Consider the following 24,495-nt stretch of genomic DNA (forward strand, 5'->3'; position numbering starts at 1 on the left):
GCTGATCGAGGATGATCTTCAGATGGACGGCACTGAGTTTTCGGTTCGGTCGGTTGCGAGGCTCGGCTGATCGAGTGGTTCGGTCGCCTCCTCGAGGCCGTCGGAGGTCACGGAGAGTTCGCTCTCGTCGGTCGGGCCGCTCGCGGCCTCGCCGGATTCGGTTCCGTCCTGTGACGACAGCGCTGTCGAGGTCAACGACGGTCGCTCCTCCGGCTGCTCCGGCGCCTCGCGCAGCCGCGGCGGGACTGCCGTCCAGGCCCGCAGGTCCTGCACGATGTCGCCGTAGAACGTGTTGATCGCGTTCTCCACCGAGTCGATGAACGACCCACGGCCGCGTCCGCGCTTGCTACCGAGCGGCATTCCCAGCGCGATGCGGAACGAGCGCAGTTCCTTCTTCGGGTCCTCGATCAGCAAGGCCGGTTGATCACGGACAGCACGCAGCAACTCCGCAGTACCCGCTCCGCGACCGTGCATCACGAACGCCTCGAGCCTCGTCGAGTCCGGGGCGTGCCGGAGTTGGCGGAGCAGCCAGTTCACGCGCGTCGTGGCCCGGCCGTCCCGGGGCGCCGCGAGGTCGACGTGACAGGTGACAGCGCCTGCTCGCAGGTCGGCCGTGACGACCATCGGCCCGACCGCGTTCGGGATGTTGATCGCTCCGTGCAATGTGCCTTGCGTGCTCATCGACTGCACCAGCGACTGCGAGCGCAGCTCGGGCTCGGCCAGCTCCTTCCGCGACAGCGCGGGTGTGACATCGTCACCGAGCTTCCGGCCGAGCTGGAGGCTGACGTACCTGAGCAGCGCATCGAATCGCGCGGCCACCTCAGGAGCGCACTTGTCGCCGGGACGGAGAGTGCCTGAAGCAACGGCTTCCCGCGTCGTCACCCACGAAGGGCCCATGTCGTCGAACTGCAGTGCGCCGGACCGCGGGTGTTCGAGGTACCGGATCAGCTCACCAAGGATCCAGGCCTGATCGGGATCGGCGACGCCTCGGTGTTCCTTCTGCAGCACGGCCTCCGCCAGCACCATCGACCAGGACCAGTGGTGCAGCGCGACCCGCTTGAGCTTGCGTTTGTCGACCTTCGTCGGGTGCAGTCCGGCGACCGCTGGAATCTCGTTCGAGATCGTGACCAGGGCATCGAAACCCTGCTCGCGGGCGATGTCCAGGTAGGCCTCGAGTTGCTCCGCCTCCAGCGTGTTGACGCCGGTCTTCACCTCGACGAGCGCCGTCCATTCCTTCTGCCCGCGGCGGGCCCGCAGGAGTCCGTCCGGGTAGAGGCGCCGTTCACCCAGGTAGAACGGCACCTCGATGTACGTCTCCAGTTGGCCGGCCGGCGCGCCCATCGGTTGCGTCAGTACGCGGCCGAACTCGCGCACCGACGACATGACCGCGAGCAAGGCCGATGTGGCACGGCGTTCCTGCTCGTCGGCGCCGCTGATTCCCGACGTCGGTATCAGGCGTGCCTGATGCCAGGTTTCCTCTGCCATTGCTGTCCCCCCACGGGCTTTGCCCCGGCAGACCCCCCACAGGCCCGCATCACCGTGATCACCCGTCGAGTTCGGCACGTTACGCCTCTGATCACACAACGTGAAGGGTCAGGCTGGATTCTGATCTCTCCGTTACTTCACAGCCTCGTTGGCGAAGGTCCGGAGGACTGGGGCCAGGGTGTCGGGGGCGGTGCTGTGGTTTTCGCCGGGGATGGGTTGGAGGGTGGCGGTGGGGAGGTGGGTGGCTATGGCTTGGGCGCCGGATGAGAGGGCGGGCCAGGTTTTGTCGCCGTGGAGGACGAGGACGGGGAGCTTGACGGTGGACCAGCGGTCCGTGGGGAGTGGGTTGCCGGACATGGTGGTGCCCATGATGCGGCCGTCGTAGGCGATGGTGTGGGCGATCTCTTCGACGGGGGCCCAGTAGGGGGACTGCTTCATTCCGGGGATGGCCTCTGCCGGTAGGCCGGCGGCGGCGGTCATGAAGAGTTCGGCGGCCTGGTCGCGGCGGCCCTCGGCGACGAAGGCGTCGAGTTGCTCGACGTAGTCGGACGGCAACGGCGGGCGGACGTCGTCGACCACGACCGGCGGCTCGAAGAGGACCAGTCCGGCGATCGGCAGGCCGGCCGCGGCGGCGTCCAGGGCGAGCAGGCAGCCGGACGACCAGCCGAACAGGATGGCAGGCCGACCGGCGTCCTCGATCAGCGCGGCGATGTCCTCGATCTCCCGCTCGATGGCGTACGGCGCGGTGTCGGTGCTCTGGCCGCGCCCGCGCCGGTCGTACACGTACGTCCGGAACTCGTCGCTCAGCAGCTGTCCGACCTCCGCGTTCGCGGGGTTGACGGCCCGGTGCGCGGTGGCGCCGTCGATCAGGATCAGCGGCCGGCCTTCGCCGTACGCGTCGAACGCGATCGTGGTGCCGTCGGCCGATGTCACGGTGCTCATGGTCTTCTCCTCGCGTGGCAGGGAACTAGACCGTACAGTACTCAGAAGAGAACTGGACTGTCTAGTATGATTTCGGGAATCGCATCGAAGGAGGACCGAGAGTGGATGAGCAGCTCGAGGGCCGGACGCCGCGCAAACGCCGCGCGATCCTGGTCGCCGCGACCACGGCGTTCCTCCAGCACGGGTACCTCGGCGCGAGCATGGACGAGGTCGCCGCGAACGCCGGCGTCTCCAAACAGACCGTTTACAAGCAGTTCGAGAACAAGGAGCGCCTGTTCGCCGAGATCGTCCTCGGCACCAGCGACCAGCTGCTGGACGGCCTCCTGCAGGCGTACGTCGACACGCTCGAAGGGGCCGCCGACGCCCGGGAAGCCCTGCGCGCGCTGGCTCATCGGCTGCTCCAGAGCCTGACCGCCGACAACGTGCTGCAACTGCGCCGGCTGGTGATCGCGGAGGCGGACCGTTTCCCCGAGGTCTGCGGGGCCTGGTTCAACAGCGGTTTCGAGGGGTCGCTCGACGCGCTGGGTCAGGCGCTGACGAGATTGAGCGACCGCGGTCTGCTCAAGCCGCTCGACGACCCGACGCTCGCGGCGTACCAGTTCGCCGGACTGGTGATGTACAAGCCGATGAACCGCGCCATGTTCGCCGGCACCCGCCAGCGCCCGAAGCCAGGTGAGCTCGAGAACCTCGCCGACCAGGCAGTCGAGGTTTTCCTCGCTGCGTACGGCGTCTGAAGCTACTCGTCATCGCCCGCCGGACTGGTGATGTGCAGGTGGATCCGCCAGCCCGTCCAGGCCAGCAGGCCCACCGGGATCGGCAGCCAGAAGGAGGCGAGCCGATACAGGAGTGTCCCGATGAGGGCGGCGTCCGGACTGATGCCGATCAGCACGAGAAGCGCGGTGAGACCGGCGTCGACGAAGCCGAGACCACCCGGCGTGATCGGGATCATCGCGAGGGCCTGGGCGACGACATAGGCGAGAAGCACCATCGAAGGGCGCGCGCGGACATCCAGAGCTGCCAGTGCGGCTACCAGAGCGGCGTAGTCGAACATCCGGTTCGCTGCCGCCGCCAGGGCCGCCTGCCACCAGCGTCCCTCGAACGCGGCCGCAACCCGATCCCGCTGCGTGACCAGCAATGCGGCGCAGCTGTCGGCGGTGACACTGCGCCGGACGAGATGGATGACGTGCCCGGCGCCGCGACCGACCAGCACCACGAACCGCGGCCAGGTGAGCGCGGCCACTCCGAAGCCGACGATGACGGCCGCCATGATCAGCGAGACGAGAAGGCCGAGCTCGAGCTGCCGGGCCGGAGGTGGACCGATCAGGACGGCGGGGACTGTCAGCACGGGGAGCAGCAACAGTACGCCGGTCGTGATCAAGCCGATCGCGGTCAAGGCGGAGGCGACGACCGCGGCCGGCTGTCCGGTTCGGATCAAGAGCCTGGCTTGAAGGACGCTGCCGGTGGCCGCACCGCCGGGAAGAACCTTGCTGGCCGCGTTCCCGGCCAGCTGCGCTGTGGCGATAGTTCCCCACCCCGTAGTGACTTGGTCCCTGGTGTGAGGGGTCAGGGCCAGCCTGGCGAGCCACCACAGTGCGGCGAAACTGCAGGTCTGCAGGATCACAAGGACCGGGAACCACCACGGATTCACATCCGCGAGGCGTGGCCAGGCTCCGAAGAGCGACAGGATGCTCGGCGCCACGATGTACAGGCCGACGCCCGTGATCGCCAGGCCGACAGCGCGGCCGCCCCATCGCCGCACCAAACCCACGCCAGCGACGCGCATGACTCACCTCGCCCAAGAGAACCACTCGCCTCGTCACCATAGCGCGACCACCTCGCGCCGGGCTGTGGACAGCGGCTCAGAGAGTCCCGCGCGTTGACGTCCGGACGACCAGCTCAGGCGTGAATGTGACGCGCTGGTGTTCGTGGTCCGGGTTCGACGACTCGTCCAGCAACAGTTCCGCCGCGGTCCGGCCGAGCAGCTGCCGCGGCTGGCGCACGGACGTCAGCGGTACGGCGGCGGCCTCGGCGAACTCGATGTCGTCGTACCCGACGATCGCGAGATCCTCCGGGACGCGCAGCCCGAGGCTCACGCACTGCTGCAGCAATCCCAACGCCAGCAGGTCGTTCGCGCAGAACGCGGCGGTCGGCCGGCGGTCCGCCGGAAGGCCGGCAAGTCGTTGCCCTGCGCCCCTACCTTCGGCGACGGTGAGCGCGCCGGTGGTCAGCTCGATCAGGTCCGCCGCCGGCTTCCCGGCCGTCCGCAGCGCGCGGCGGGCGCCCTCGCGCCGGTCGACGACCTGGCCGATCGTGTTCGGGCCGCCGACGTACGCGATCCGCTCGTGACCGAGCTCGAGCAGGTGCGAGATCGCGAGCTCACCACCCAGTACGTCGTTCACCGCGACCGAGCAGTGCTCCGCGTCGTCGAGGGCGCGGTCGACCACGACGACCGGCGTACCGCGGGAGGGGAGTTTGCGCAGGCGGGACGAGTTCTGGTCGATGGGCGTGATCAGGATGCCCTGCACCCGTTGCTGCTCGAGCAGATCCAGGTACGCCGCCTCGCGGTCGGCGTCCTCGCTGCTGGTACAGAGAAAGACGGAGAGCCCGGCCGCCTGGGCCGCCTCCTCGACGCCCTTCGCGACGTCGGTGAAGAACGGGTTGCCGGCGTCGAGCATCACGTAGGCGAGGATCCGGCTGGATCCCGCGCGCAGCTGCCGCGCCGACTCGTTCCGGACGAAGCCGAGGGAGGCCATCGCCGCCTCGACCTTCGCGCGGGTCAGCGGGCTGACCACCTCGGGCCGGTTCAGCACGTTGGAGACGGTCCCCAGTGAGACCCCGGCCGCGGCGGCCACTGCCTTCACTCCGGCCGCGTGCGGCTTCGGGGTACGGCGCCGCCTGGTCCGCTCGGGCAGGGCCTCCGCATCATCCACCGACACGAGAACCTCCCTGCGCACTTGAAACGTCTTAGCTGCCGAAGAATACCCGCTCCGTGCAGATTCTCCGCGTCGCCAGTCCGGGATCGGCCGCGAAACGTGGGCAACCTCTTGACGGCCACCGGGCACCACGCTTAGCGTCATGGGACCCTGTTGAAACCTTTCATCAAACTCCTCGCCCGGGACGGAGGTGACCATGACCGACGGTGCGCCGATCCTGCGGGTTCGGGAGGTGTCGAAGTCGTTCGGAGCGGTCGCCGCGGTCCGGGACGTCTCCTTCGACCTGTACGGCGGTGAGGCGCACGCCCTGGTCGGTGAGAACGGCGCCGGCAAGTCGACGATCGTGAACATGCTGGCCGGAGTGCACCGCCCGGACGCCGGCAGCATCGAGTTGGACGGTCACGCCCAGGACCTGACCACCCCGGCCGCCGCCAAGGCTGCCGGGATCGCCGTCATCTACCAGGAGCCGACGCTCTTCCCCGACCTGTCAGTCGCGGAGAACATCGCGATGGGCCGTCAGCCACTGGGTCGTTTCAAAACCATCGACCGCGCCGCGATGGTCCGGCAGGCCGCCCAGCTGTTCGCCCGCCTCGGTGTGTCGATCGATCCGAACCGTCCGGCCCGGGGTCTGTCGATCGCCGACCAGCAGCTGGTCGAGATCGCCAAGGCGCTGTCGGCCGACGCCCGCGTGGTCGTGATGGACGAGCCGACCGCGGCGCTGACCGGGGTCGAGGTCGAGCGGCTGTTCGCGGTCGCGCGGTCGCTGCGCGACGACGGCGCCGCGCTGATGTTCATCTCGCACCGGTTCGAGGAGCTCACCGCGCTCTGCCAGCGGGTCACGATCATGCGCGACGGGCGGCACGTCTCGACCGACCTGCTGAGCGACATCACCGTCGACGGGATGGTCCGCAAGATGGTCGGCCGCGACCTCGGCGCCCTCTTCCCCAAACAGGACGTCGAGCCCGGCGCCGTCGCCGTCAGCGTCCGCAACCTGACCCGCGACCCGGTGTACGTCGACGTGTCGTTCGAGGTCCGCGCCGGCGAGATCGTCGCGCTGGCCGGCCTGGTCGGATCCGGCCGGTCCGAGGTCGTGCAGTCGATCTTCGGCGTCGACCCGCGCGACTCCGGCACGGTCGAGGTCGGCGGCAAGGTCCTGCCGCCGGGTTCACCGAAGCGGGCGATGGCCGCCGGTGTCGCGCTCGTACCGGAGGACCGTCGCCAGCAGGGCTTGCTGATGGAGCTGTCGATCGAGCGCAACGTCACGTTGCCCCGGTCGCGATCGCTGTCGCAGCTCGGGTTCCTCACCGGCAGCCGGGAACGGCGTTCGGCGAAGGAGTGGACCGACCGGCTGAAGACGAAGTACGGACGGCTCTCCGACGAGGTCGGGACGCTTTCGGGCGGCAACCAGCAGAAGGTCGTGCTGGCCAAGTGGCTCGCGACCAGGCCCAAGGTGCTGATCGTCGACGAGCCGACGCGGGGGATCGACGTCGGCACCAAGGCCGAGGTCCACCGGCTGATGTCATCGCTGGCGGCCGACGGCGTCGCGGTGCTGATGGTGTCGTCCGAGCTGCCCGAGGTGCTCGGGATGGCGGACCGCGTGCTGGTGATGCGTGAGGGTCGTCTGGTCGCGGAGTTCAGTCGCGCCGAGGCCACCGAGGAAGCAGTCATGTTCGCCGCGACCGGCCAAGAGGCGACGCTATGACCGCTGTCGGACTATCTGCCCCGCGGCGATCCTCGCTCGACGTCGTACTGCGGGCTCGCGAGCTCGGCATCGTGATCGCGCTGGCGGTCCTGGTTCTGGTGACGGCGATCTCCAACTCGCGGTTCCTGTCCGGGCAGAGCATCCGCGACATCCTGCTCAACACCGCGATCCTGGCCGTTCTGGCGGTCGGCCAGGCCGTGGTGGTGATCACCCGCAACATCGACCTCTCGGTCGGTTCGGTGCTCGGCCTCAGCGCCTTCACCGTCGGCACCTTGCTGCAGGGCAACAACCTGCCCGTGGTGCTCGCACTCCTGGTCGGCGCCGGAGTCGGTGTCGTCTGCGGCGCGCTCAACGGCGTCCTGGTCCGCTATGGCAACGTCCCCGCCCTCGTCGTCACGCTGGGCACGCTGTACGTCGTCCGCGGCGTCACGTACTTCTGGGCCGGCGGCAGCCAGATCAACGCCGACGAGCTGCCGTCCGGGTTTCTCGACTTCGGCAACGCGACCCTGATCGGGATTCCGTACCTCGTACTGCTGGCGGTTCTGGTGCTCGTGGTGACCGGAGTTGTCCTGCGCAGCTACCGGATGGGTCGCGAGCTGTACGCGATGGGCTCGAGCCCGCATGCCGCCCGGCTCGCCGGCATCCCGGTCGGGCGTCGTACCGTCGGTGCCTTCGTCGTCAGCGGTGGGCTGGCCGGCCTTGCGGGCGTGCTGTTCGCCGCCCGGTTCGGGACGATCGACGCGGCGGCCGGCACCGGCTACGAGCTGAACGTCGTCGCGGCGGTCGTGGTCGGCGGAGTCGCCGTGTTCGGCGGCAGCGGGACCGTCTGGGGCGCCGCGCTGGGTGCGCTCCTGCTGACCACGATCGGCAGCGCACTCGCCGTCCTCGAGATCAACCAGTTCTGGCAGCAGGCGATCGTCGGTGCGCTGATCCTGCTGGCGATCGGCGCCGACCGCCTGGTCGCCACCCGGGTCGCCGCGAGCCTGAAGAAGCGGGGCTCCCATGTCAGCTGAGCTCACCGCCACCCGCGCGGCCCGGTTCGCGAACTGGAACGTCGCGATCATCGCGATCACCGTCGTCGTGCTGATCGTCGCCGCCGCGACCGTGGACAACTTCGGCACCTCGCAGAACTTCGGCTTCCTGGTCCTCGACGTCCTGCCGATCGCGATCATCGCGCTCCCCATGACGCTGGTCATCGTCACCGGCGAGATCGACCTGTCGGTCGCCAGCACGCTCGGCCTGTCGAGCGCGGTGATGGGCTACCTGTGGAACGCGAACCAGCCGATCGAGACGATCATCCCGCTCTGCCTGCTGCTCGGCGCGGTCCTCGGTGCCGTGAACGGCTTCTTCGTCACGGTCCTCGGCCTGCCGTCGCTCGCGGTCACGATCGGCACGCTCGCGCTGTACCGCGGGCTGGCTTTCGTCGTGCTCGGCGACAGCGCGGTCGCCGACTTCCCGCCGGCGTACACCAACTGGGTGACCGGCACGATCGGGAGTTCGCCGATCCCGAACGTGCTGATCATCATCGTCGTCCTGGCCGTCGTGTTCGGGGTGGTCCTGCATGCGACGCCGATCGGCCGGGCCGTGTTCGCGGTCGGCGCGAGTGAGCAGGCCGCGCGATTCGCCGGCGTACGGCCGGGCCGGCTCAAGTTCTGGCTGTACGTCGCCAGCGGTCTCGTCTCGGGACTCGCCGGCGTGCTGTGGACGCTGCGCTACTCCAGTGCCCGCGCCGACAACGGCGCTGGGCTCGAGCTCGCCGTGGTCGCCGCGGTCCTGCTCGGCGGCGTCTCCATCTTCGGTGGCAAGGGCGCGCTCCCCGGTGTGATCGCCGGTGTCGTGCTCCTCGGCTCGCTGCAGAACGCACTGCGGCTGTCCGACGTGTCCAACGAGGCCCTCAATGTGGTGACCGGCGTACTGCTGATCGCCTCGGTCCTCGGCCCCAACCTCGCCAACCGACTGCGTCGTACCTGAAGGGGTGGAACCACATGACTCAACGGAAGAACCTGGCGGTGCTGGCCGTCCTCGCGCTCGCACTGAGCGCGTGCGGCGGTACGACGAAGTCGAGTACGGAGGGGCAGGACACGGCGGCGCCGGCGACCACCGCGGGCAAGGCCGATCCGAACGCCCCGCTCAAGGAGGGCCTGAAGATCGCCTACCTGCCCAAGCAGCTGAACAACCCGTACACCGATGTCGAGGTCGGCGGCGGCAAGGTCGCGGTCGGTGAGCTCAAGGGCGAGTACAAGCTGGTCGGCCCGAACGACGCCAGCGCGTCCTCACAGGTCAGCTACATCAACACGCTCATCCAGCAGCAGCAGAACGTGATCGTGGTCGCGGCCAACGACCCGAACGCGGTCTGCCCGTCGCTGAACCAGGCCCGCAAGGCCGGCATCAAGGTCGTCACGTTCGACTCCGACGCGGCCAAGACCTGCCGGGACGCGTTCATCAACCAGGCCACCACGCAGGGCATCGGCGAGAGCCTGGTGAAGATGGCGAGCGAACTGGCCGGCGGTTCTGGTGAGATCGCCATCCTGTCCGCGACCCCGAACGCCACCAACCAGAACTCCTGGATCCAGGTGATGAAGACCGAGCTGGCCAAGCCGGAGAATGCCAAGCTGAAGCTGGTCAAGATTGCCTACGGCAACGATGACGACCAGAAGTCGTTCACCGAGGCGCAGGGCCTGCTGCAGTCGTACCCGAATCTCAAGGTGATCGTCTCGCCGACCACGGTCGGCATCGCCGCCGCCTCCCGCTACGTGAGCGCGTCCAGCTACAAGGGCAAGGTCGCGATCACCGGTCTCGGCCTGCCCAACCAGATGCGCAAGTTCGTCAAGGACGGCACGGTGAAGAAGTTCGCGCTCTGGAACCCGGCGGACATCGGGTACCTGGCCGCGTACGCCGGCGCCGCGCTGAGCTCCGGGCAGATCACCGGGGCCCAGGGCGAGAAGTTCAAGGCCGGGAAGCTCGGTGAGTACACCATCGGCGCCGACGGCGAGATCGTCCTCGGCCCGCCGACAGAGTTCACCGCCGCCAACATCGACCAGTTCAACTTCTGAGGACCGCTTCGTGAACCGCTACTGCTTCTGTCTCCAGGTCCGCCCGGACCGCCTGGAGGAGTACGTCGACCGGCACCGCAACGTCTGGCCGGACATGCAGGCCGCGTTGCGGGACTCCGGCTGGCACAACTACTCGCTCTTCCTCCGCGACGACGGCCTGCTGATCGGGTACGTCGAGTCCGAGGACCTGGAGGCGGCACAGAAGGCGATGGTGGCGACCGAGGTCAACACCCGCTGGCAAGCCCAGATGACCGAATTCTTCACCGGCATAGACGGCCGGCCGCCGGACGAGTCGTTCCTGCTGCTGCCCGAGATCTTCCATCTGAAAGAGGACTGACCATGACGACCGAAGCCGTGAAGGCCGCGCTCAGCCGCCAGGAGATCGAGCTGCCCTCGTGGGCGTTCGGCAACTCCGGCACCCGGTTCAAGGTGTTCGCCCAGCCGGGCGTACCGCGCTCGCCGGAGGAGAAGATCGCCGACGCGGCCGTCGTCCACAAGTACACCGGGGTCGCGCCGAGCGTCGCGCTGCACATCCCCTGGGACAAGGTGGACGACTACGCCCGGCTGTCGGCGTACGCCAAGGAGCAGGGCGTCCGGCTCGGCGCGATCAACAGCAACGTCTTCCAGGACGACGACTACAAGCTGGGCAGCGTCACCAACCCGGATCCGGCGGTACGGCGCAAGGCCACCGACCACCTGCTCGAATGCGTCGACATCATGGACGCGACCGGGTCCCGCGACCTGAAGCTGTGGTTCTCCGACGGCACGAACTACCCGGGGCAGGACGACATCCAGGACCGGCAGGACCGGCTCGCGACCGCGCTGAAGGAGGTGTACGACCGGCTCGGTGACGACCAGCGGATGCTGCTCGAGTACAAGCTGTTCGAGCCCGCCTTCTACACCACGGACGTGCCGGACTGGGGTACGTCGTACGCGCACTGTCTCGAACTGGGGCCGAAGGCAACGGTCTGTATCGACACCGGGCACCATGCGCCGGGGACGAACATCGAGTTCATCGTCGCGTTCCTGCTCCGGACGAAGAAGCTCGGCGCGTTCGACTTCAACAGCCGGTTCTACGCCGACGACGACCTGATGGTCGGGGCGGCGGACCCGTTCCAGCTGTTCCGGATCATGAACGAGATCGTCCGCGGCGACGCGCTCGACCCGGAGCGCGGGATCGCGTTCATGCTCGACCAGTGCCACAACATCGAGGAGAAGATCCCCGCGATCATCCGCTCGGTGATGAACGTCCAGGAAGCGACCGCGAAGGCGCTGCTGGTCGACCGCGACGTACTCCGCAAGGCTCAGCAGGAAGGCGACGTGCTGGGCGCGAACGCGGCGCTGATGGATGCGTACAACACCGACGTCCGGCCGCTGCTCGCGGAGCTGCGCGAGTCGCAGGGCCTGGACGCGGACCCGGTCGCGGCGTACAAGCGCAGCGGCTACTTCGAGCAGATCACCAAGGACCGCGTCGGCGGCCAACAAGCTGGATGGGGAGCATAAGTGAGCGACACTGCAGCCGAGCTCGTTGCGCGTAGCAACCGACTGGGTGCCGATCCACGCAACACCAACTACGCCGGCGGGAACACGTCGGCGAAGGGCACGGCGACCGACCCGGTCACGCAGCAGCCCGTCGATCTGCTCTGGGTGAAGGGATCCGGTGGGGATCTGGGCACGCTCACCTCGGCAGGTCTGGCTGTGCTCAGGCTGGACCGGCTGAACTCGCTGGTCGACGTCTACCCAGGCGTCGACCGTGAGGACGAGATGGTTGCCGCGTTCGACTACTGCCTGCACGGCAAGGGCGGCGCGGCGCCGTCGATCGACACCGCGATGCACGGGCTGGTCGATGCCCCTCATGTCGACCACCTGCACCCGGACTCCGGGATCGCGCTGGCGACCGCGGCGGACGGCGAGAAGCTGACCGCGGAGTGCTTCGGCGACCGGGTCGTCTGGGTGCCGTGGCGGCGGCCCGGGTTCCAGCTCGGGCTCGACATCGCCGCTGTGAAGCGGGAGAACCCGCAGGCGATCGGCTGCGTGCTCGGCGGCCACGGGATCACTGCGTGGGGCAACACCTCGGAGGAGTGCGAGGCTAACTCCCTCGACATCATCAGGACCGCCGAGCAGTTCCTCGCCGAGCGCGGAAAGCCCGAACCCTTCGGTGCTGTCGTCGACGGCTTCGAGGCGCTCCCGGTCGAGGAACGCCGGGCCCGGGCCGCCGCGCTCGCTCCGGTGATCCGCGGTCTCGCGTCGACGGACAAGCCGCAGGTCGGTCATTTCAACGACTCCGACGTGGTGCTGGAGTTCACCGCCCGGGAGCGGCTGGCCGAGCTGGCCGCGCTGGGCACGTCATGCCCCGACCACTTCCTCCGGACGAAGGTCCGGCCGCTGGTGCTCGACCTCCCGCCGGCCGCCCCGCTCGACGAGGCCGTCAGCCGGCTCCGCGAACTGCACGAGCAGTACCGCGAGGACTACGCGGCCTACTACAACCGGCATGCCGAGGCCGACAGCCCGGCGATGCGTGGGGCCGATCCGGCGATCGTGCTGGTGCCGGGTGTCGGGATGTTCAGTTTCGGGAAGGACAAGCAGACCGCGCGGGTGGCCGGCGAGTTCTACGTGAACGCGATCAACGTGATGCGCGGCGCCGAGGCGGTGTCGACGTACGCGCCGATCGACGAGCGGGAGAAGTTCCGGATCGAGTACTGGGCGCTGGAGGAGGCCAAGCTGCAGCGGATGCCCAAGCCGAAGCCGCTGGCGACCCGGGTCGCGCTGGTGACCGGTGGCGGGTCGGGGATCGGCAAGGCGATCGCGCAACGACTGGCGGCGGAAGGCGCCTGCGTCGTGGTGGCGGATCTGGATCTGGACGCCGCCGAAGCGGTCGCGAAGGAGCTCGGCTCGTCCGACGTGGCCGTTGCCGTGGGCGCCGATGTGTCCTCGGCGGACGCGGTCGAGGCCGCCATGCGGGACGCCGTACTGGCGTTCGGCGGCGTGGATCTGATCGTCAACAACGCCGGCCTGTCGATCTCGAAGTCGCTGCTCGAGACAACGGAACGGGACTGGGACCTGCAGCACGACGTGATGGCGAAGGGCTCGTTCCTGGTCTCCCGGGCGGCCGCGAAGGTCCTGATCGACCAGGGGATGGGTGGCGACATCATCTACATCTCCAGCAAGAACTCGGTCTTCGCCGGCCCGAACAACGTCGCGTACGGCGCAGCGAAGGCGGACCAGGCGCATCAGGTCCGGCTGCTCGCGGCCGAGCTCGGCGAGTACGGGATCCGGGTCAACGGCGTGAACCCCGACGGTGTCGTCCGCGGTTCCGGGATCTTCGCCGGCGGCTGGGGCGCACAGCGGGCCGCGGTGTACGGCGTGCCCGAGTCGGAACTCGGTGCGTTCTACGCGCAGCGGACCCTGCTGAAGCGCGAGGTCCTGCCGGAGAACGTCGCGGCCGCGGTGTTCGCGTTGGCCGGCGGCGACCTCACCCACACGACCGGTCTGCACGTGCCCGTCGACGCCGGCGTAGCAGCCGCCTTCCTGCGATAGGAGTTCGGGATGCTCGAGCGGATCACGCCGCGCAAGACCAGGATCGGGCTCGTGGCCGGTGGGCTGGGTGCCTACTGGCCGCAGTTCCCGGACCTGCTGCCGCAGTTGCAGGCCTCCGCCCGGCGGGTGTCCGAGCGGTTCTCGGCGCTCGACTGCGAGGTCGTGGATGTCGGGTTCATCTCCGACGCGCAGGAGGGTGCGGCTGCGGCCGAGAAGCTGCGGGCGGCGGACTGCGACCTGATCGTCGGATTCCTGACCACGTACATGACGGCCTCGATGCTGGTTCCGGTCGCGCAGCGGAGCGGGTCGCCGGTGTTGCTGCTCAACCTGCAACCGACCGAGGCGATGGATCACGCGAGTTTCGACACCGGCGCCTGGCTCGCGTACTGCGGTGCTTGTCCGCTGCCCGAGATGGCGAACGCCTTCGAACGGTGCGGGATCGACTTCCGGTCGGTGTCGGGGTACCTCGAGGACGAGCGGGCGTGGGCGCGGATCGACCGGTGGATCCGCGCCGCCGGAGTGCGGGCGGCGTTGCGGCACGGACGGCACGGCCTGCTCGGGCACCTGTATCCCGGCATGATGGACGTGATCACCGACCCGACGCTGGTCTCGGCGCAGCTCGGCGGGCATGTGGAGATCCTGGAGATCGACGACCTCCGGGTGCGGGTCGAGAAGGTCTCGGATGCCGAGACCGACGAGCGGATGAAGCTGGCCCGGGAGATCTTCGCACTCGACGACTCGGTGAAGGAGGAGGACTTCCGTTGGGGTGCCACGGTCTCGGTCGCGCTGGACCGGCTGGTCGAGGACTTCGCCCTTGATTCGCTGGCCTACTACCACCGCGGGCTCGACGGAGAGACGCACGAGCGGGTCGCGGCCGGGATGATCCTCGGCGCATCGTTGCTGACGGCAAGGGGTGTGCCGGCCGCCGGTGAGTACGAGCTGCGGACGTCGCTGGCGATGCTGGTGATGGATCGGTTGGGCGCGGGCGGATCGTTCACCGAGCTGCAGGCGCTGAACTTCCACGACAACGTCGTCGAGATGGGCCACGACGGGCCTGCCCATCTGGCCATCTCGGCACGGAAGCCGTTGCTGCGTGGGCTGGGGGTCTACCACGGCAAGCGCGGGTGGGGCGTGTCGGTGGAGTTCGACGTACAGCAGGGGCCGGTGACCCTTTGCGGGTTGGGTCAGCGCCGGGACGGGTCGTTCAACCTGATCGCCTCCGAGGGGAACGTCGTCCCCGGGCCGTTGCTGCAGATCGGGAACACGACGTCACGGGTGGACTTCGGCTGTGACCCTGGCGAGTGGACGGACGCGTGGTCGGCGTCCGGCGTCGCGCATCACTGGGCGCTCGGCACCGGGCATCGCGCTGCCGACCTGGCTGCGGTAGCGGATCTCCTGCATCTCGACCTCACTGTGGTCGCGCCATGAAACGTGTCGCCGCGGTAGACCTGGGCGCTTCGAGCGGGCGGGTGATGCTCGGCGAGGTCGGGCCGAACGTTCTGGAGCTCCGTGAGCTCCACCGGTTCTGGAACGGCCCGGTTCGTGCCAACGGCCGGCTCTACTGGGACATCCTGCACCTGTACAACTCGACCCTCGACGGGTTGCAGGCCGCCGGCGCGCTGGACGGAATCGGTATCGACTCCTGGGCCGTCGACTACGGCCTCCTCGACGGCGCCGGCCATCTCCTCGCCAACCCGGTCCACTACCGCGACTCGCGCACCGACGGTGTGATGGAACGCGTGCTGGAGAAGGTGCCTGCGGCAGACCTGTACGCCATTACGGGCCTTCAGCAACTACCGTTCAACACGATCTACCAGCTGGCCGCCGACGTACCCGAGGGGGCGGCGAGTCTGCTGATGATCCCGGATCTGCTCGGCTACTGGCTGACGGGGGAGATCGGGGCAGAGCGGACGAACGCCTCCACGACTCAGCTGTACGACGTGCAGGCCCGCGACTGGAGCGACGACCTGATCTCCCGGATGGGGCTTCCGCGGCGGATCTTTCCGCAGCTGCGGGAGCCGGGCGACGTGATCGGGACTGCGCTGCCGGATGAGACCGGGCTGGCGCCGGGTACGCCGGTGATCGCGGTCGGATCGCATGACACGGCGTCGTCCGTGGTCGCCGTACCTGCTGTGGATGAGCGGTTCGCCTACATCTCGTCGGGGACCTGGTCGCTTGTCGGGCTCGAGCTGGACGCACCGGTTCTGAGCGACGACGCCAGGGAGGCCAACTTCACCAACGAAGGCGGCGTGGACGGGCAGACCCGGTTCCTGCGGAACGTGATGGGCCTGTGGATCCTCCAGGAGTGCCAGCGGGTCTGGGGCGACGACGACCTGGACGGGATCCTCCGCGATGCCGCCGGTGCTCCGCCGTTCGCCGTACTCATCGATCCCGACGCTCCCGAATTTCTTGCCCCCGGCAACATGCCGGCGCGGATCGAGGAGCACTGCCACGCGACCGGGCAGGAGCCGCCACGGTCCCGGGGTGCGGTGGTTCGCTGCATCCTGGAGAGCCTCGCGCTGGCGTACCGGCGGACGTTGCGGTCCGCGCAGTCGATCGCCGGCCGCGATGTCGACGTACTGCATGTCATCGGCGGCGGCTCCCAGAACGAGCTGCTCTGCCAGCTGACCGCCGACGCCTGCGGGCTGCCCGTCCTGGCCGGCCCGGTCGAGGCGTCGGCCCTGGGCAATGTACTGGTTCAAGCTCGCGCCCTCGGCGAGCCCCTGCCGGACCTGGCCGCGATGCGCGCCCTGGTCCGCTCCACCCATCGCCTGCGGCACTACACCCCGCAGGGCAAACCGGCCGACTGGGACGCCGCCGAGTCCCGGATGTTCGGAACAAGGTGATTCGAATGACCGTCCTCCCCCAGGAACTCCGACCGCTCGCGCGACGGGTCCCGCCGCGCGAGATCAGCCACGACGATCTGCAACTACTCCGGCTGCTCGCCACCGGGCTGCCGGTCGACGCGGTCGCGCGCCGGCTCGAGCTGTCCGAGCGGACCGTTCGCCGGCGTACCCGCCTGATCTGCGACCGCCTCGGGTTCAGCACCGCGATCGAAGCCATCGTCTGGGCCGCCCGCCGCGGCCTGGTCTGAGGTACGACGGGTCAGATCAGATACCTGAATTCTGGTGAGTTCGGGTTGATCCGTTCGATGTCGAGCGGGGCGGCCTCCATCCGGGCCAGGAGGCCCGGGAGGTCGTCCCGGTTGCTGATCTCGACGCCGACCAGGGCCACGCCGGTCTCGCGGTTGTTGCGCTTCACGTACTCGAACAGGGTGATGTCGTCGTCCGGGCCGAGTACGCCGTCGAGGAACGTCCGCAGCGCGCCGGGCTCCTGCGGGAACGTCACCAGGAAGTAGTGCTTCAGGCCCTCGTGCACCAACGAGCGCTCGAGGATCTCGCCGTACCGGCTGACGTCGTTGTTGCCGCCGGACAGCAGGCAGACGACGGTCTCGCCCGGCCGTACGTCGAGGCCGTTGCCGAGGGCACTTGTCGACAAAGCGCCCGCGGGCTCCGCGATCAATCCGTCGGTCTGGTAGAGCTCGAGCATCTCCGAGCAGACCAGTCCCTCGGGCACCGACATCAGCTCGACGCCGGTCCGCTGCACCAAAGGCAGGGTGACGTCACCAACCCGTCGTACTGCGGCGCCGTCCACGAAGCTGTCGAGGTGCGGCAACGTCACCGGCTCACCGGCTTCCAACGCCGCCGCCATACTCGCCGCGCCGCCTGGCTCGACCCCGACGATCCGTACGCCGGGATGCCGCTCGGTGATCCACGTTGCAACCCCTGCAACGAGACCGCCGCCGCCGACCGGAACCACGAGTACGTCGGGAGCCTGACCGAGCTGGTCCACCAACTCGACGGCCACGGTCCCCTGCCCTGCAACGGTTCTCGGATCGTCGAAGGCCGGCACCATCGTCGCCCCGGACGCCTGCCCCTCCGCGAGGGCGGCGGCGGCCGCGTCGTCGTACGTGTCGCCGGTGACGATCACCTTGATCTGCTTGCCGCCGAGGGCCGCGATCCGGTCCCGCTTCTGCCGCGGCGTCGTCCGCGGTACGAAGACCTTGCCCTGGACACCGAGGATGTGGCACGAATACGCCAGTCCCTGGCCATGGTTGCCGGCACTCGCGCAGATCACGCCGGCCGACTTGGCCGCGTCGTCGAGCTGAGCGATCAGGTTGTACGCGCCGCGCAGCTTGTAGGAACGGCCGATCTGCAGGTCTTCCCGCTTCAGCCAGACCTGCGCGCCGGTGCGCTCCGACAGGCGGAGGTTGCGTTGCAACGGTGTGCGCACGGCGACACCGTCCAAACGGTCGACCGCGGCCTCGATCGAGCCCGCGTCGACGATGGTCGATCGAGCGACTGAACTACTGCCCTGCATGACGTTCCTTCCCGTGCATTTGCACGATCTTCGCCTATTCGCTCGCTGCACAAGACGATCCGCGTCCACAGTCCGGACCGGCGGATACCTTTTGCGTTCCAGACTCTTGCACCAGGCGTGAAACGGCTCTTCACTGGGCAGTCTAGTTTTCATACGCTCACTCGGTGTAACGATCAGGGGCCTGATCGGGATGAGCCGGGTAAATGCCGGTCAGTGAGGACTGGAGGGCACAGATGGAACTGATTCCGTTCAGTCTGTGGGGCGACGCTTTGTGGTGTGGTCAGGAAGTCGTGCGGGAGGCTCCGCACGAGCAGGCGATCCGTAGCCTGTCCCCCGACCCCATCCCGGCGCGCGGCGCAGATCTGGACACCGAGGCGGACCTCGTCCCGGAACCGCACAACCGTTTCGACCCGCGGTCGATCGCCGTCCGGGTGCAGGGCAAGGTTGTCGGCTATCTGCCGAGGGACGACGCGCACCGGTACCACCCGGTGCTGTCAGAGTTGGTGGCGCAAGGCCTGCAACCGCAGGTGCCGTGCCACCTGTGGGTGAGTGAGTGGGAGCCGGCGGACTGGGACGGTAAGGGCGCCCAGGGCACCGAGTTCCACGCCAGTGTCGCGGTCGCCCTCGGGCAGCCGCACATGCTCGTGCCGGTGAACCTGCCCCCGCCAGGCAGCTTTCACCTGCTACCGCCCGGCAGCGGCATCGTCGTACCGGGCAGCGAGGTGCATCCCGACGTACTGGCGCCGTTCTTCCGGGCGGAAGGCGAATGCTGGGTGTACGCCACCATGCACGCGATCGAGGAGGAGGACGGTATCCAGGACCGGCACCGGATCGTGGTCGAGATCCGGCTCGACGACGAACCTGTCGGCCGGCTCAGTCCACGGCTGAGCGCCGAGTTCCTGCCCGCGATCCACTACCTCGCCGACATGCGGGCCGAGACGGCCGCCCGGGTCGCCGTCCGCGGCGATCGCACCGCATCGGAGGTGATTCTCTACGCGGCGCGGAGTCACGACCTGCCGGCCACCTGGCCGGACGGGCTGGCCCGCTCCCCAGTCGCTTCCCCGCAATGGCACTACTGGGCGACCAAGGAAGCCAACTAGGCGGCTGCGCAGTACTGACCATGCCTCACCAGGCCGGTACTGCGGAGCTACTTGAACAACTGCAGGTTGTCGCCGCACCAGGTCGCGAACGTCCGTGGTTCGCGCCTGGTGAGGCGGCGCACGGTGTCCGTGCGGAGGCCGATGGTGTCGGCGCGCATGAGCTTGAGCCCTTCGACGATCGCGGCCGCGAGGTCCGGCGGGGCGCCGTCGGGGTAGCGGAAGCGGACGGCGTCCTCGGGGGTCTCGATCGGGCGTACTTCGAGGGTGCGGCCGATCGCGCCGGCGAGGATCGAGACCTGCTCGGCGAGGGTGAACGCCTCGGGGCCGGTCAGCGTGTACTCCTGCTTCTCGTGGCCCTCCTCGGTGAGGACGGTTGCCGCGACGGCCGCGATGTCCGCCGGGTCGATGGGCGCGGAGCGGCCCGGGCCGATCGGGTCGAGCACGTACCCGCCGGCGCGGATCGTCGGCAGCCAGTCCACCGCGTTCGTCATGAAGCCGGTCGGCCGGAGGAACGTCGCCGGGATCCCGGAGTCGTGGATCAGCTGCTCGCGTTCGTGATGCCAGTGGCCCATCGCAGGGATCGGGTCGCCGAGCACGGCGTACGACGAGATGTAGACGAGGTGCCGTACTCCGGCTTCACGCGCGGCCGCGATCACGTTGACGGTGTGGTCGAGGCCGGTCCCGGGGACGAGCAGGAACACCTTGTCGATGCCGTGCAGGTCGAGCGGCCCGTCGAGGTCGCCGACCTGTTGCTCCGCGGGCAGATCCGGGCGCGGGCTGCGGACCAGGGCACGGAAGTCGGCGCCGCGGCGGTTGAGCTCGTCAATGAGCGTTCGGCCGATGTGCCCGGTGGCGCCGGTGATGAGTAGCATGAGAGACTCCTTTACCGGTTAACGATTCGGCGAAAACGTTAACCGGTAAATGATCGGATCGTCAAGGAGTCCCCCCGTGCCCGAGTTCCTGGAGTTGCACAGCACGACGTCCAAGTTGCTGCGAGCCGCGGCGGACGCCGCCGTACAACGGCATGGGCTGCGACTGGGGCAGGACCATCTCATGGCCGCGCTGTGGGCGGAGGACGGCCGTACGCCGGGCGAGATCGCCGCCGCGGTCAACGTGACCACCCCTGCCGTCACCAAACTCGCGACCCGGATGGCCGAGGCCGGCTGGCTCGAACGGCGACCCGATCCGCACGACAACCGGCTCGTCCGCCTCTGGCTGACACCGGCCGGCCGAGCCCTGCAGAAGCCGATCGAGGCCGAGCGCCAGGCCCTCGAGGACCGCATCACCGCAACCCTCACGAAGACCGAACGCGCCCACCTGCTGAAGGCCCTGGCGAAGATCCAGCAGGTGCTGGTGTCAGACCTCGCGTGATCCGGAGCGGTGCGTCTCCTGGGAATCCAGGCGATGGGCCGGCCGCGGGTCCGCAGGCGTACTCTCCGGCCGCGCAGCGCCGCCGGTCGGCGCGTCGGATGCCGAGGCGACACCCGATGACGCGGCTTCCTGTGCGGCGCGGATATCGACCGTCGCAGCCTGGATCGGCGCACCGGTCGGCGCAGGCGGGTGCGCGAGCCGCTCCACCGCCTCGATGCCGAAGCCGGCGATCTCGGTGCCGGCCATTCGGGCCTCGAGCAGCGTCTGCTCGAACTCCCGGGGTGGCAGGCCCGAGTGTCCGGTCAGACCCTGGGCAGCGCCGTCGATCAGGCCGGCGTGCTGCTCCATCGCCTGCTGGATGCCGGTGATCGCGTGCGCGTGCTGTTCGGGCGGGATCATCGCCTGTGCTTCTGCCGATGCCCGGAAGAGGGCGGTCGCGGCCGCTCGCAGCGGCGATGGCTGTTGCCCCGGCCCATGGGACGCCGCCAGCATTGTCCGGGCGATCTCCGGGGCGCTGCGGCGGTCGCCGATGTGCTCGCCGAGGGTCTCGACGAAGGCGGCCGCCGCAGCCTGGCGCACGCGGTCGCGGACGTCGGCGGGCTCGGGTTCGCCGGCTGCCCGCTGATCGAGGATCGCCCGGTAACCGTCGGGGACATTGCTTGCGGCAACCATGTTGTCCACGTCCCGGACGGCCACCTGCCTGGCCATTCCGCGGACGAGGCCCTGGTGCCGGGAGTCGCCGGCGTAGGCGTCGGCCATCGCATCACAGATGGCGGATCGATCCCCGGCCGGGCTGGAGCCGGCGAACCGGCCCGCGTCGTCCTTCATCGGCCGCCCGGTGTGTTTCTGCACCATCGTGGACATTCGGTCCCACCATTGACGCCGGTCGGACGTTGCCCGCCCGCGGCCTGACCTGAACCCGAAGGCCCTCGCCACTTCTTCCTCCTGACTGCCGCCTGCTGTGGCTCGATCGTACGACGGCGGCCGTGACGTACCTTGGCGGTATGGCGAAGGTGGAGGCGCCGGCTTGCCCGGTCTGTGGACAGCGAGGAGTGCCGATCCTGTACGGCCTCCCGACCCGGGTCGCCCGAGAGGCAGCAGCTGCCGGCAAGGTCCGCCTCTTCGGCTGCGTCGTACCGCGCGAGCCTGATCAATGGACGTGCCGGCAGGCGCACACCTGGCAGGCCGACGACGACGAAGTCCTGATCGCGGTGCTGGACGCCGCCTTGAAGAGGTCTGAGAGGTAGATCACCAGCCGGGACGTCACAGGGGTGACGGCCGGCGGTGTCCTGGGGTGCGGTGGCCAACCCGGTGGGGGCGGGCCCGAGCATTCTGGAGATCGACGTGCGACACCTCATCACCCTGATCGCCGCGGCTACGGCGGTGACCGGCCTGACTGGCTTGGCCGCGCCGGCGCAGGCGGCCGATTGCGACGTGCAGTGCCAGCTGGATCTGCAACATCAGAACGCCGTACCGCGGACGTCGTTCTACGACCCGCCCGCTTCGTTGCCTTGGGCCCTCCCGGGGTCCGTGATCCGGAAGCAGACGACGAACGACTACGCCGTCGGACCGGCGACCCGGATCATGTACCACTCGCGCACCTCGGCCGGCCGCGATGTGGCCACGACAGCCGTCGTCCTGGTGCCCGCGGGCAAGGCGCCGGCGGGCGGGTGGCCGGTCGTGGTGGACGCGCACGGCTCGAGCGGAATCGGCGTACCGTGTGCGCCGTCGCTGATGAAGGACCTCTACCACGGCAACCAGATGATGGACTTCGTCAACGCCGGCTTCGCGGTCGTCGCGCCTGACTACGCGGGCCTCGGCACCGACGGCAGACCCGAGCTCGTCAACAAGACCGCGGAAGCCAACGACGTGATCTACGCCCAGCAGGCGGCCCGCCGGGTGCGGTCGGACCTGTCGTCGCGGTGGGTGTTGTGGGGTCACTCGCAGGGCGGCGGTGCAGCGATGGGCGTCGCCGAGCGGCAGCGCGTCCGTCCGCAGCCCGGTTACCTCGGCACCGTTCTCACGTCGCCGGTGGCCAACCTGTCCGAGGTCGTCGACCATGTTGCCGCGACTCCCGGGTACGGCGCCTTCGCCGCGATGATTGCCCAGGGCGCCCATTTCAGCGACCCGAAGATCCAGCCCCAGCGGCTGCTCAGCCCCGAGGCCTACTCCCGGATCGGCATCACCGCGATCGGCTGCCTGAACGCGGCGTTCACGGCGTACGCCGATCTGACCGGACCGCAGCTGGTCGCCCCGGCGTACTCGACCGATCCCGCCTTCCGGAAGTATCTGCGGGTCAACTCGGCCGGGTCCCTGCCGCTCGGTGGACCGGTCCTGCTGCTCCAGGGCGAGGCCGACACCGTCGTACCTGTCGGTGTCACCGACCAGATCGCGAAGGCGCAGTGCCGGCTCGGGACACGCCTTACGTACAAGACGTATCCCGGACTCGAGCACGACACCTACCCGTGGGTGCAGGGCATCGACGACGGCGCCATGCCAGACATCCTCGCCTGGACCGCCGACCGCTTTGCGGGACGCGCCGCCCCGATGTCCTGCACCCGGTGAGCTCCACTAGCTCGAGGGCCGGATGTTCTGGTTGAGGTGGAACAGGTTCGTCGGGTCGTAGGTGTTCTTGACGCTCACGAGCCGTTCGTACGTCGCCGCCGGGTACGACGCCCGGACGATCTCCTCGTTCGTCTCGCCGGTGAAGTTCACGTACGACGCCGCGCTCGGCCCGAGTGAACTGCCGGCCGAACGAGCCCAGTCGACCACCGCGTCGTACCCGGCCGCGTCCTCGCTCCGGGCGACCACGTTGAGGATGAACTCGCGGTCGCGCGTCCCGAACGCGGTGGCATCGGCCGGCACCCGGCCCATCGCGCCACCGAGATGGTGGACGTGGAGCTCGGACAGGCCGTTCGGTACGGCGGCGTGCGCGCCGACGAGGGCGTCGACGGTTTCCGGACCGAGCTCGTTGAAGAACGCCGAGCGGAAGTAGTTCCGCAGGCCACGCGGGAACAGCGGATCGAGCAGTGTCTGCATCGCGTTGTACGGCATCGGTCCGAACAGGTCGGCGACCACCGGCGCGAGTTCGCGGAACGGCCGGGTGGCGGCGTCGCCGGCCTCCGGCTGTCCGGACCACATGCCGAGGACGGCGACGATCGGCTTGCCGTGCACCTCTTCGGGCAGGAACGGCAGCGGCGGTGCGGTGGTGAGGTTGATTGCCAACGACAACTCGTCCGGCGCCGCGGCTGCCGCCGTACCGAAGCCACGCAGTACGTCGGCCGCCCGGTCGCCCGGGTAGAAGACGAGGCCCGCGAAGACCGTCGGACCGACCTCGTGCGCCTGGAACTCGAACGAGGTGACGACACCGAAGTTGCCGCCGCCGCCCCGCAACGCCCACAGCAGCTCAGGGTTCTCGGTCTCGCTCGTGTGCAGGTACCGGCCGTCCGCGGTGACGACATCCGCCCCGACGAGGTTGTCGCAGGCCAGGCCGGCCTTGCGGACGAGCCAGCCGATCCCGCCGCCGAGCGTGAAGCCCGCGACGCCGGTCGAGGACACCAGTCCACCGGTGACGGCCAGCCCGAAGGCCTGCGCCTCGGCGTCGACATCGGCCCAGGTGCATCCGCCCTGCGCCACGATCCGGCGCCGGTCGGGGTCGATCCGGACCGAGTTCATCGGCGACAGATCGATCACCAGGCCCCCGTCGGTGGTCGAGAAACCGGGGATGCTGTGACCGCCGCCCCGGACCGCCAACGTCAACCCCTCGCTCCGGGCGAACTCCACGGCCCGGATGACGTCGGCAACTCCCTTGCACCGGACGATCAGCGCCGGCAACTTGTCGTGCGCGGCGTTCCAGATCGACCGCGCATCGTCGTACGACGGGTCGGCCGGGCGGATCAGCTCGCCACGAAGTCCCTCGGCGAGTTCACCGAGTGTGGCCTCCCCGAGCGTGTCCTGCCGTGCTTGCGTCGTTGTCATTTCCACTCCTGATT

Annotated in this window: 23 protein-coding genes; 15 read left to right on the plus strand and 8 right to left on the minus strand. The window is 69.0% G+C overall.

The genetic code is table 11. The features are described 5' to 3' along the window. Positions 1–18: 18 nt before the first annotated feature. The gene (locus OHA18_RS15800) at positions 19–1,485 is read right to left on the minus strand and encodes a hypothetical protein (RefSeq protein WP_329004842.1); all 1,467 of its coding nucleotides are present in this window, start codon (positions 1,483–1,485) and stop codon (positions 19–21) included. A gap of 132 nt (positions 1,486–1,617) precedes the next feature. Beyond that, positions 1,618–2,427 carry an alpha/beta fold hydrolase gene (locus OHA18_RS15805; protein ID WP_329004843.1) on the minus strand — a complete coding sequence of 270 codons (810 nt, stop codon included), beginning with the start codon at positions 2,425–2,427 and terminating at the stop codon, positions 1,618–1,620. A 101-nt stretch (positions 2,428–2,528) separates the two neighbouring features. On the opposite strand from OHA18_RS15805, the gene OHA18_RS15810 reads away from it, so the two are divergent. Continuing rightward, positions 2,529–3,161 (plus strand): TetR/AcrR family transcriptional regulator, encoded by a 633-nt coding sequence (locus OHA18_RS15810; RefSeq protein WP_329004844.1) that lies wholly within the window; start codon positions 2,529–2,531, stop codon positions 3,159–3,161. A gap of 2 nt (positions 3,162–3,163) precedes the next feature. Here OHA18_RS15810 and OHA18_RS15815 read toward each other — a convergent pair whose 3' ends face one another. Together OHA18_RS15815 and OHA18_RS15820 are read right to left on the minus strand one after the other, a co-directional pair. Then, entirely contained in the window at positions 3,164–4,210 is a 1,047-nt protein-coding gene (locus tag OHA18_RS15815) for a lysylphosphatidylglycerol synthase transmembrane domain-containing protein (protein ID WP_329004846.1), read from the minus strand. 76 nt (positions 4,211–4,286) lie between these two features. Continuing rightward, complete coding sequence (locus tag OHA18_RS15820; RefSeq protein WP_329004847.1) at positions 4,287–5,363, minus strand: LacI family DNA-binding transcriptional regulator; 1,077 nt, start codon at positions 5,361–5,363, stop codon at positions 4,287–4,289. A 193-nt stretch (positions 5,364–5,556) separates the two neighbouring features. Here OHA18_RS15820 and OHA18_RS15825 point away from each other — a divergent pair, with 193 nt between their 5' ends. The 10 genes from OHA18_RS15825 to OHA18_RS15870 are packed head-to-tail and all read left to right on the plus strand — an operon-like array spanning position 5,557 to position 16,746. Continuing rightward, positions 5,557–7,062, plus strand: a complete 1,506-nt coding sequence (locus tag OHA18_RS15825; RefSeq protein ID WP_329004848.1) for a sugar ABC transporter ATP-binding protein — start codon at positions 5,557–5,559, stop codon at positions 7,060–7,062. Next, a complete protein-coding gene (locus OHA18_RS15830) occupies positions 7,059–8,075 on the plus strand; it encodes an ABC transporter permease (protein ID WP_329004849.1) in 1,017 nt (338 codons plus the stop codon). Before OHA18_RS15825 ends, OHA18_RS15830 begins: the two co-directional genes overlap by 4 nt. Next, positions 8,065–9,033 carry an ABC transporter permease gene (locus tag OHA18_RS15835; RefSeq protein WP_329004850.1) on the plus strand — a complete coding sequence of 323 codons (969 nt, stop codon included), beginning with the start codon at positions 8,065–8,067 and terminating at the stop codon, positions 9,031–9,033. The genes OHA18_RS15830 and OHA18_RS15835 overlap by 11 nt, the downstream gene beginning before the upstream one ends. Positions 9,034–9,047: 14 nt before the next feature. After that, positions 9,048–10,115 carry a rhamnose ABC transporter substrate-binding protein gene (gene rhaS / locus OHA18_RS15840; RefSeq protein WP_329004851.1) on the plus strand — a complete coding sequence of 356 codons (1,068 nt, stop codon included), beginning with the start codon at positions 9,048–9,050 and terminating at the stop codon, positions 10,113–10,115. A gap of 10 nt (positions 10,116–10,125) precedes the next feature. Then, on the plus strand, positions 10,126–10,452 hold the full coding sequence (locus OHA18_RS15845; RefSeq protein WP_329004852.1) for an L-rhamnose mutarotase: 327 nt from the start codon (positions 10,126–10,128) through the stop codon (positions 10,450–10,452). Positions 10,453–10,454: 2 nt separating this feature from the next. Further along, positions 10,455–11,618 carry an L-rhamnose isomerase gene (gene rhaI, locus OHA18_RS15850; RefSeq protein ID WP_329004853.1) on the plus strand — a complete coding sequence of 388 codons (1,164 nt, stop codon included), beginning with the start codon at positions 10,455–10,457 and terminating at the stop codon, positions 11,616–11,618. Beyond that, positions 11,619–13,652, plus strand: coding sequence for a bifunctional aldolase/short-chain dehydrogenase (locus tag OHA18_RS15855; protein WP_329004854.1), 2,034 nt, complete (start codon positions 11,619–11,621; stop codon positions 13,650–13,652). Between the two features lie 9 nt (positions 13,653–13,661). After that, positions 13,662–15,080 (plus strand): L-fucose/L-arabinose isomerase family protein, encoded by a 1,419-nt coding sequence (locus OHA18_RS15860; protein ID WP_329004855.1) that lies wholly within the window; start codon positions 13,662–13,664, stop codon positions 15,078–15,080. Then, positions 15,077–16,498, plus strand: a complete 1,422-nt coding sequence (locus OHA18_RS15865; RefSeq protein ID WP_329004856.1) for a rhamnulokinase — start codon at positions 15,077–15,079, stop codon at positions 16,496–16,498. The genes OHA18_RS15860 and OHA18_RS15865 overlap by 4 nt, the downstream gene beginning before the upstream one ends. 5 nt (positions 16,499–16,503) lie before the next feature. Continuing rightward, positions 16,504–16,746, plus strand: coding sequence for a LuxR C-terminal-related transcriptional regulator (locus OHA18_RS15870; RefSeq protein ID WP_134121400.1), 243 nt, complete (start codon positions 16,504–16,506; stop codon positions 16,744–16,746). 11 nt (positions 16,747–16,757) lie between these two features. On the opposite strand, the gene ilvA is transcribed toward OHA18_RS15870, so the two are convergent. Beyond that, on the minus strand, positions 16,758–18,032 hold the full coding sequence (gene ilvA / locus OHA18_RS15875; RefSeq protein ID WP_329004857.1) for a threonine ammonia-lyase IlvA: 1,275 nt from the start codon (positions 18,030–18,032) through the stop codon (positions 16,758–16,760). A 233-nt stretch (positions 18,033–18,265) separates the two neighbouring features. On the opposite strand from ilvA, the gene OHA18_RS15880 reads away from it, so the two are divergent. Beyond that, the gene (locus tag OHA18_RS15880) at positions 18,266–19,132 is read left to right on the plus strand and encodes an HIRAN domain-containing protein (RefSeq protein WP_329004859.1); all 867 of its coding nucleotides are present in this window, start codon (positions 18,266–18,268) and stop codon (positions 19,130–19,132) included. A gap of 47 nt (positions 19,133–19,179) precedes the next feature. Here OHA18_RS15880 and OHA18_RS15885 read toward each other — a convergent pair whose 3' ends face one another. Continuing rightward, entirely contained in the window at positions 19,180–20,004 is an 825-nt protein-coding gene (locus OHA18_RS15885) for an NAD(P)H-binding protein (protein WP_329004860.1), read from the minus strand. A 76-nt stretch (positions 20,005–20,080) separates the two neighbouring features. Here OHA18_RS15885 and OHA18_RS15890 point away from each other — a divergent pair, with 76 nt between their 5' ends. After that, positions 20,081–20,503 (plus strand): MarR family winged helix-turn-helix transcriptional regulator, encoded by a 423-nt coding sequence (locus OHA18_RS15890; protein ID WP_329004861.1) that lies wholly within the window; start codon positions 20,081–20,083, stop codon positions 20,501–20,503. Here the strand turns inward: OHA18_RS15890 and OHA18_RS15895 are convergent. Beyond that, complete coding sequence (locus OHA18_RS15895) at positions 20,489–21,367, minus strand: hypothetical protein (protein WP_329004862.1); 879 nt, start codon at positions 21,365–21,367, stop codon at positions 20,489–20,491. The two genes, OHA18_RS15890 and OHA18_RS15895, sit on opposite strands and share 15 nt — an antisense overlap. Positions 21,368–21,507: 140 nt before the next feature. Between OHA18_RS15895 and OHA18_RS15900 the strand changes: the two genes are divergently transcribed. Together OHA18_RS15900 and OHA18_RS15905 are read left to right on the plus strand one after the other, a co-directional pair. After that, positions 21,508–21,750, plus strand: coding sequence for a hypothetical protein (locus OHA18_RS15900; protein ID WP_329004864.1), 243 nt, complete (start codon positions 21,508–21,510; stop codon positions 21,748–21,750). A 97-nt stretch (positions 21,751–21,847) separates the two neighbouring features. Continuing rightward, entirely contained in the window at positions 21,848–23,068 is a 1,221-nt protein-coding gene (locus tag OHA18_RS15905) for an alpha/beta fold hydrolase (protein ID WP_329004865.1), read from the plus strand. A gap of 6 nt (positions 23,069–23,074) precedes the next feature. Here OHA18_RS15905 and OHA18_RS15910 read toward each other — a convergent pair whose 3' ends face one another. Beyond that, positions 23,075–24,481: an FAD-binding oxidoreductase gene (locus OHA18_RS15910; protein ID WP_329004866.1), complete on the minus strand. Its 1,407-nt coding sequence runs from the start codon at positions 24,479–24,481 to the stop codon at positions 23,075–23,077. Between the last annotated feature and the right edge of the window lie 14 nt (positions 24,482–24,495).

This window comes from Kribbella sp. NBC_00709 (genome assembly GCF_036226565.1).
In the GTDB taxonomy this organism is placed as follows: Bacteria; Actinomycetota; Actinomycetes; order Propionibacteriales; family Kribbellaceae; genus Kribbella.

Excerpts from the sequence above, each read along its gene's own strand:
- OHA18_RS15800 (WP_329004842.1), bottom strand. The coding sequence starts at position 1,485 with ATGGCAGAGGAAACCTGGCATCAGGCACGCCTGATACCGACGTCGGGA.
- OHA18_RS15805 (WP_329004843.1), bottom strand. The coding sequence starts at position 2,427 with ATGAGCACCGTGACATCGGCCGACGGCACCACGATCGCGTTCGACGCG.
- OHA18_RS15815 (WP_329004846.1), bottom strand. The coding sequence starts at position 4,210 with ATGCGCGTCGCTGGCGTGGGTTTGGTGCGGCGATGGGGCGGCCGCGCT.
- OHA18_RS15825 (WP_329004848.1), top strand. The coding sequence starts at position 5,557 with ATGACCGACGGTGCGCCGATCCTGCGGGTTCGGGAGGTGTCGAAGTCG.
- OHA18_RS15830 (WP_329004849.1), top strand. The coding sequence starts at position 7,059 with ATGACCGCTGTCGGACTATCTGCCCCGCGGCGATCCTCGCTCGACGTC.
- OHA18_RS15835 (WP_329004850.1), top strand. The coding sequence starts at position 8,065 with ATGTCAGCTGAGCTCACCGCCACCCGCGCGGCCCGGTTCGCGAACTGG.
- rhaS (WP_329004851.1), top strand. The coding sequence starts at position 9,048 with ATGACTCAACGGAAGAACCTGGCGGTGCTGGCCGTCCTCGCGCTCGCA.
- rhaI (WP_329004853.1), top strand. The coding sequence starts at position 10,455 with ATGACGACCGAAGCCGTGAAGGCCGCGCTCAGCCGCCAGGAGATCGAG.
- OHA18_RS15860 (WP_329004855.1), top strand. The coding sequence starts at position 13,662 with ATGCTCGAGCGGATCACGCCGCGCAAGACCAGGATCGGGCTCGTGGCC.
- OHA18_RS15865 (WP_329004856.1), top strand. The coding sequence starts at position 15,077 with ATGAAACGTGTCGCCGCGGTAGACCTGGGCGCTTCGAGCGGGCGGGTG.
- OHA18_RS15870 (WP_134121400.1), top strand. The coding sequence starts at position 16,504 with ATGACCGTCCTCCCCCAGGAACTCCGACCGCTCGCGCGACGGGTCCCG.
- ilvA (WP_329004857.1), bottom strand. The coding sequence starts at position 18,032 with ATGCAGGGCAGTAGTTCAGTCGCTCGATCGACCATCGTCGACGCGGGC.
- OHA18_RS15880 (WP_329004859.1), top strand. The coding sequence starts at position 18,266 with ATGGAACTGATTCCGTTCAGTCTGTGGGGCGACGCTTTGTGGTGTGGT.
- OHA18_RS15885 (WP_329004860.1), bottom strand. The coding sequence starts at position 20,004 with ATGCTACTCATCACCGGCGCCACCGGGCACATCGGCCGAACGCTCATT.
- OHA18_RS15895 (WP_329004862.1), bottom strand. The coding sequence starts at position 21,367 with ATGTCCACGATGGTGCAGAAACACACCGGGCGGCCGATGAAGGACGAC.
- OHA18_RS15900 (WP_329004864.1), top strand. The coding sequence starts at position 21,508 with ATGGCGAAGGTGGAGGCGCCGGCTTGCCCGGTCTGTGGACAGCGAGGA.
- OHA18_RS15910 (WP_329004866.1), bottom strand. The coding sequence starts at position 24,481 with ATGACAACGACGCAAGCACGGCAGGACACGCTCGGGGAGGCCACACTC.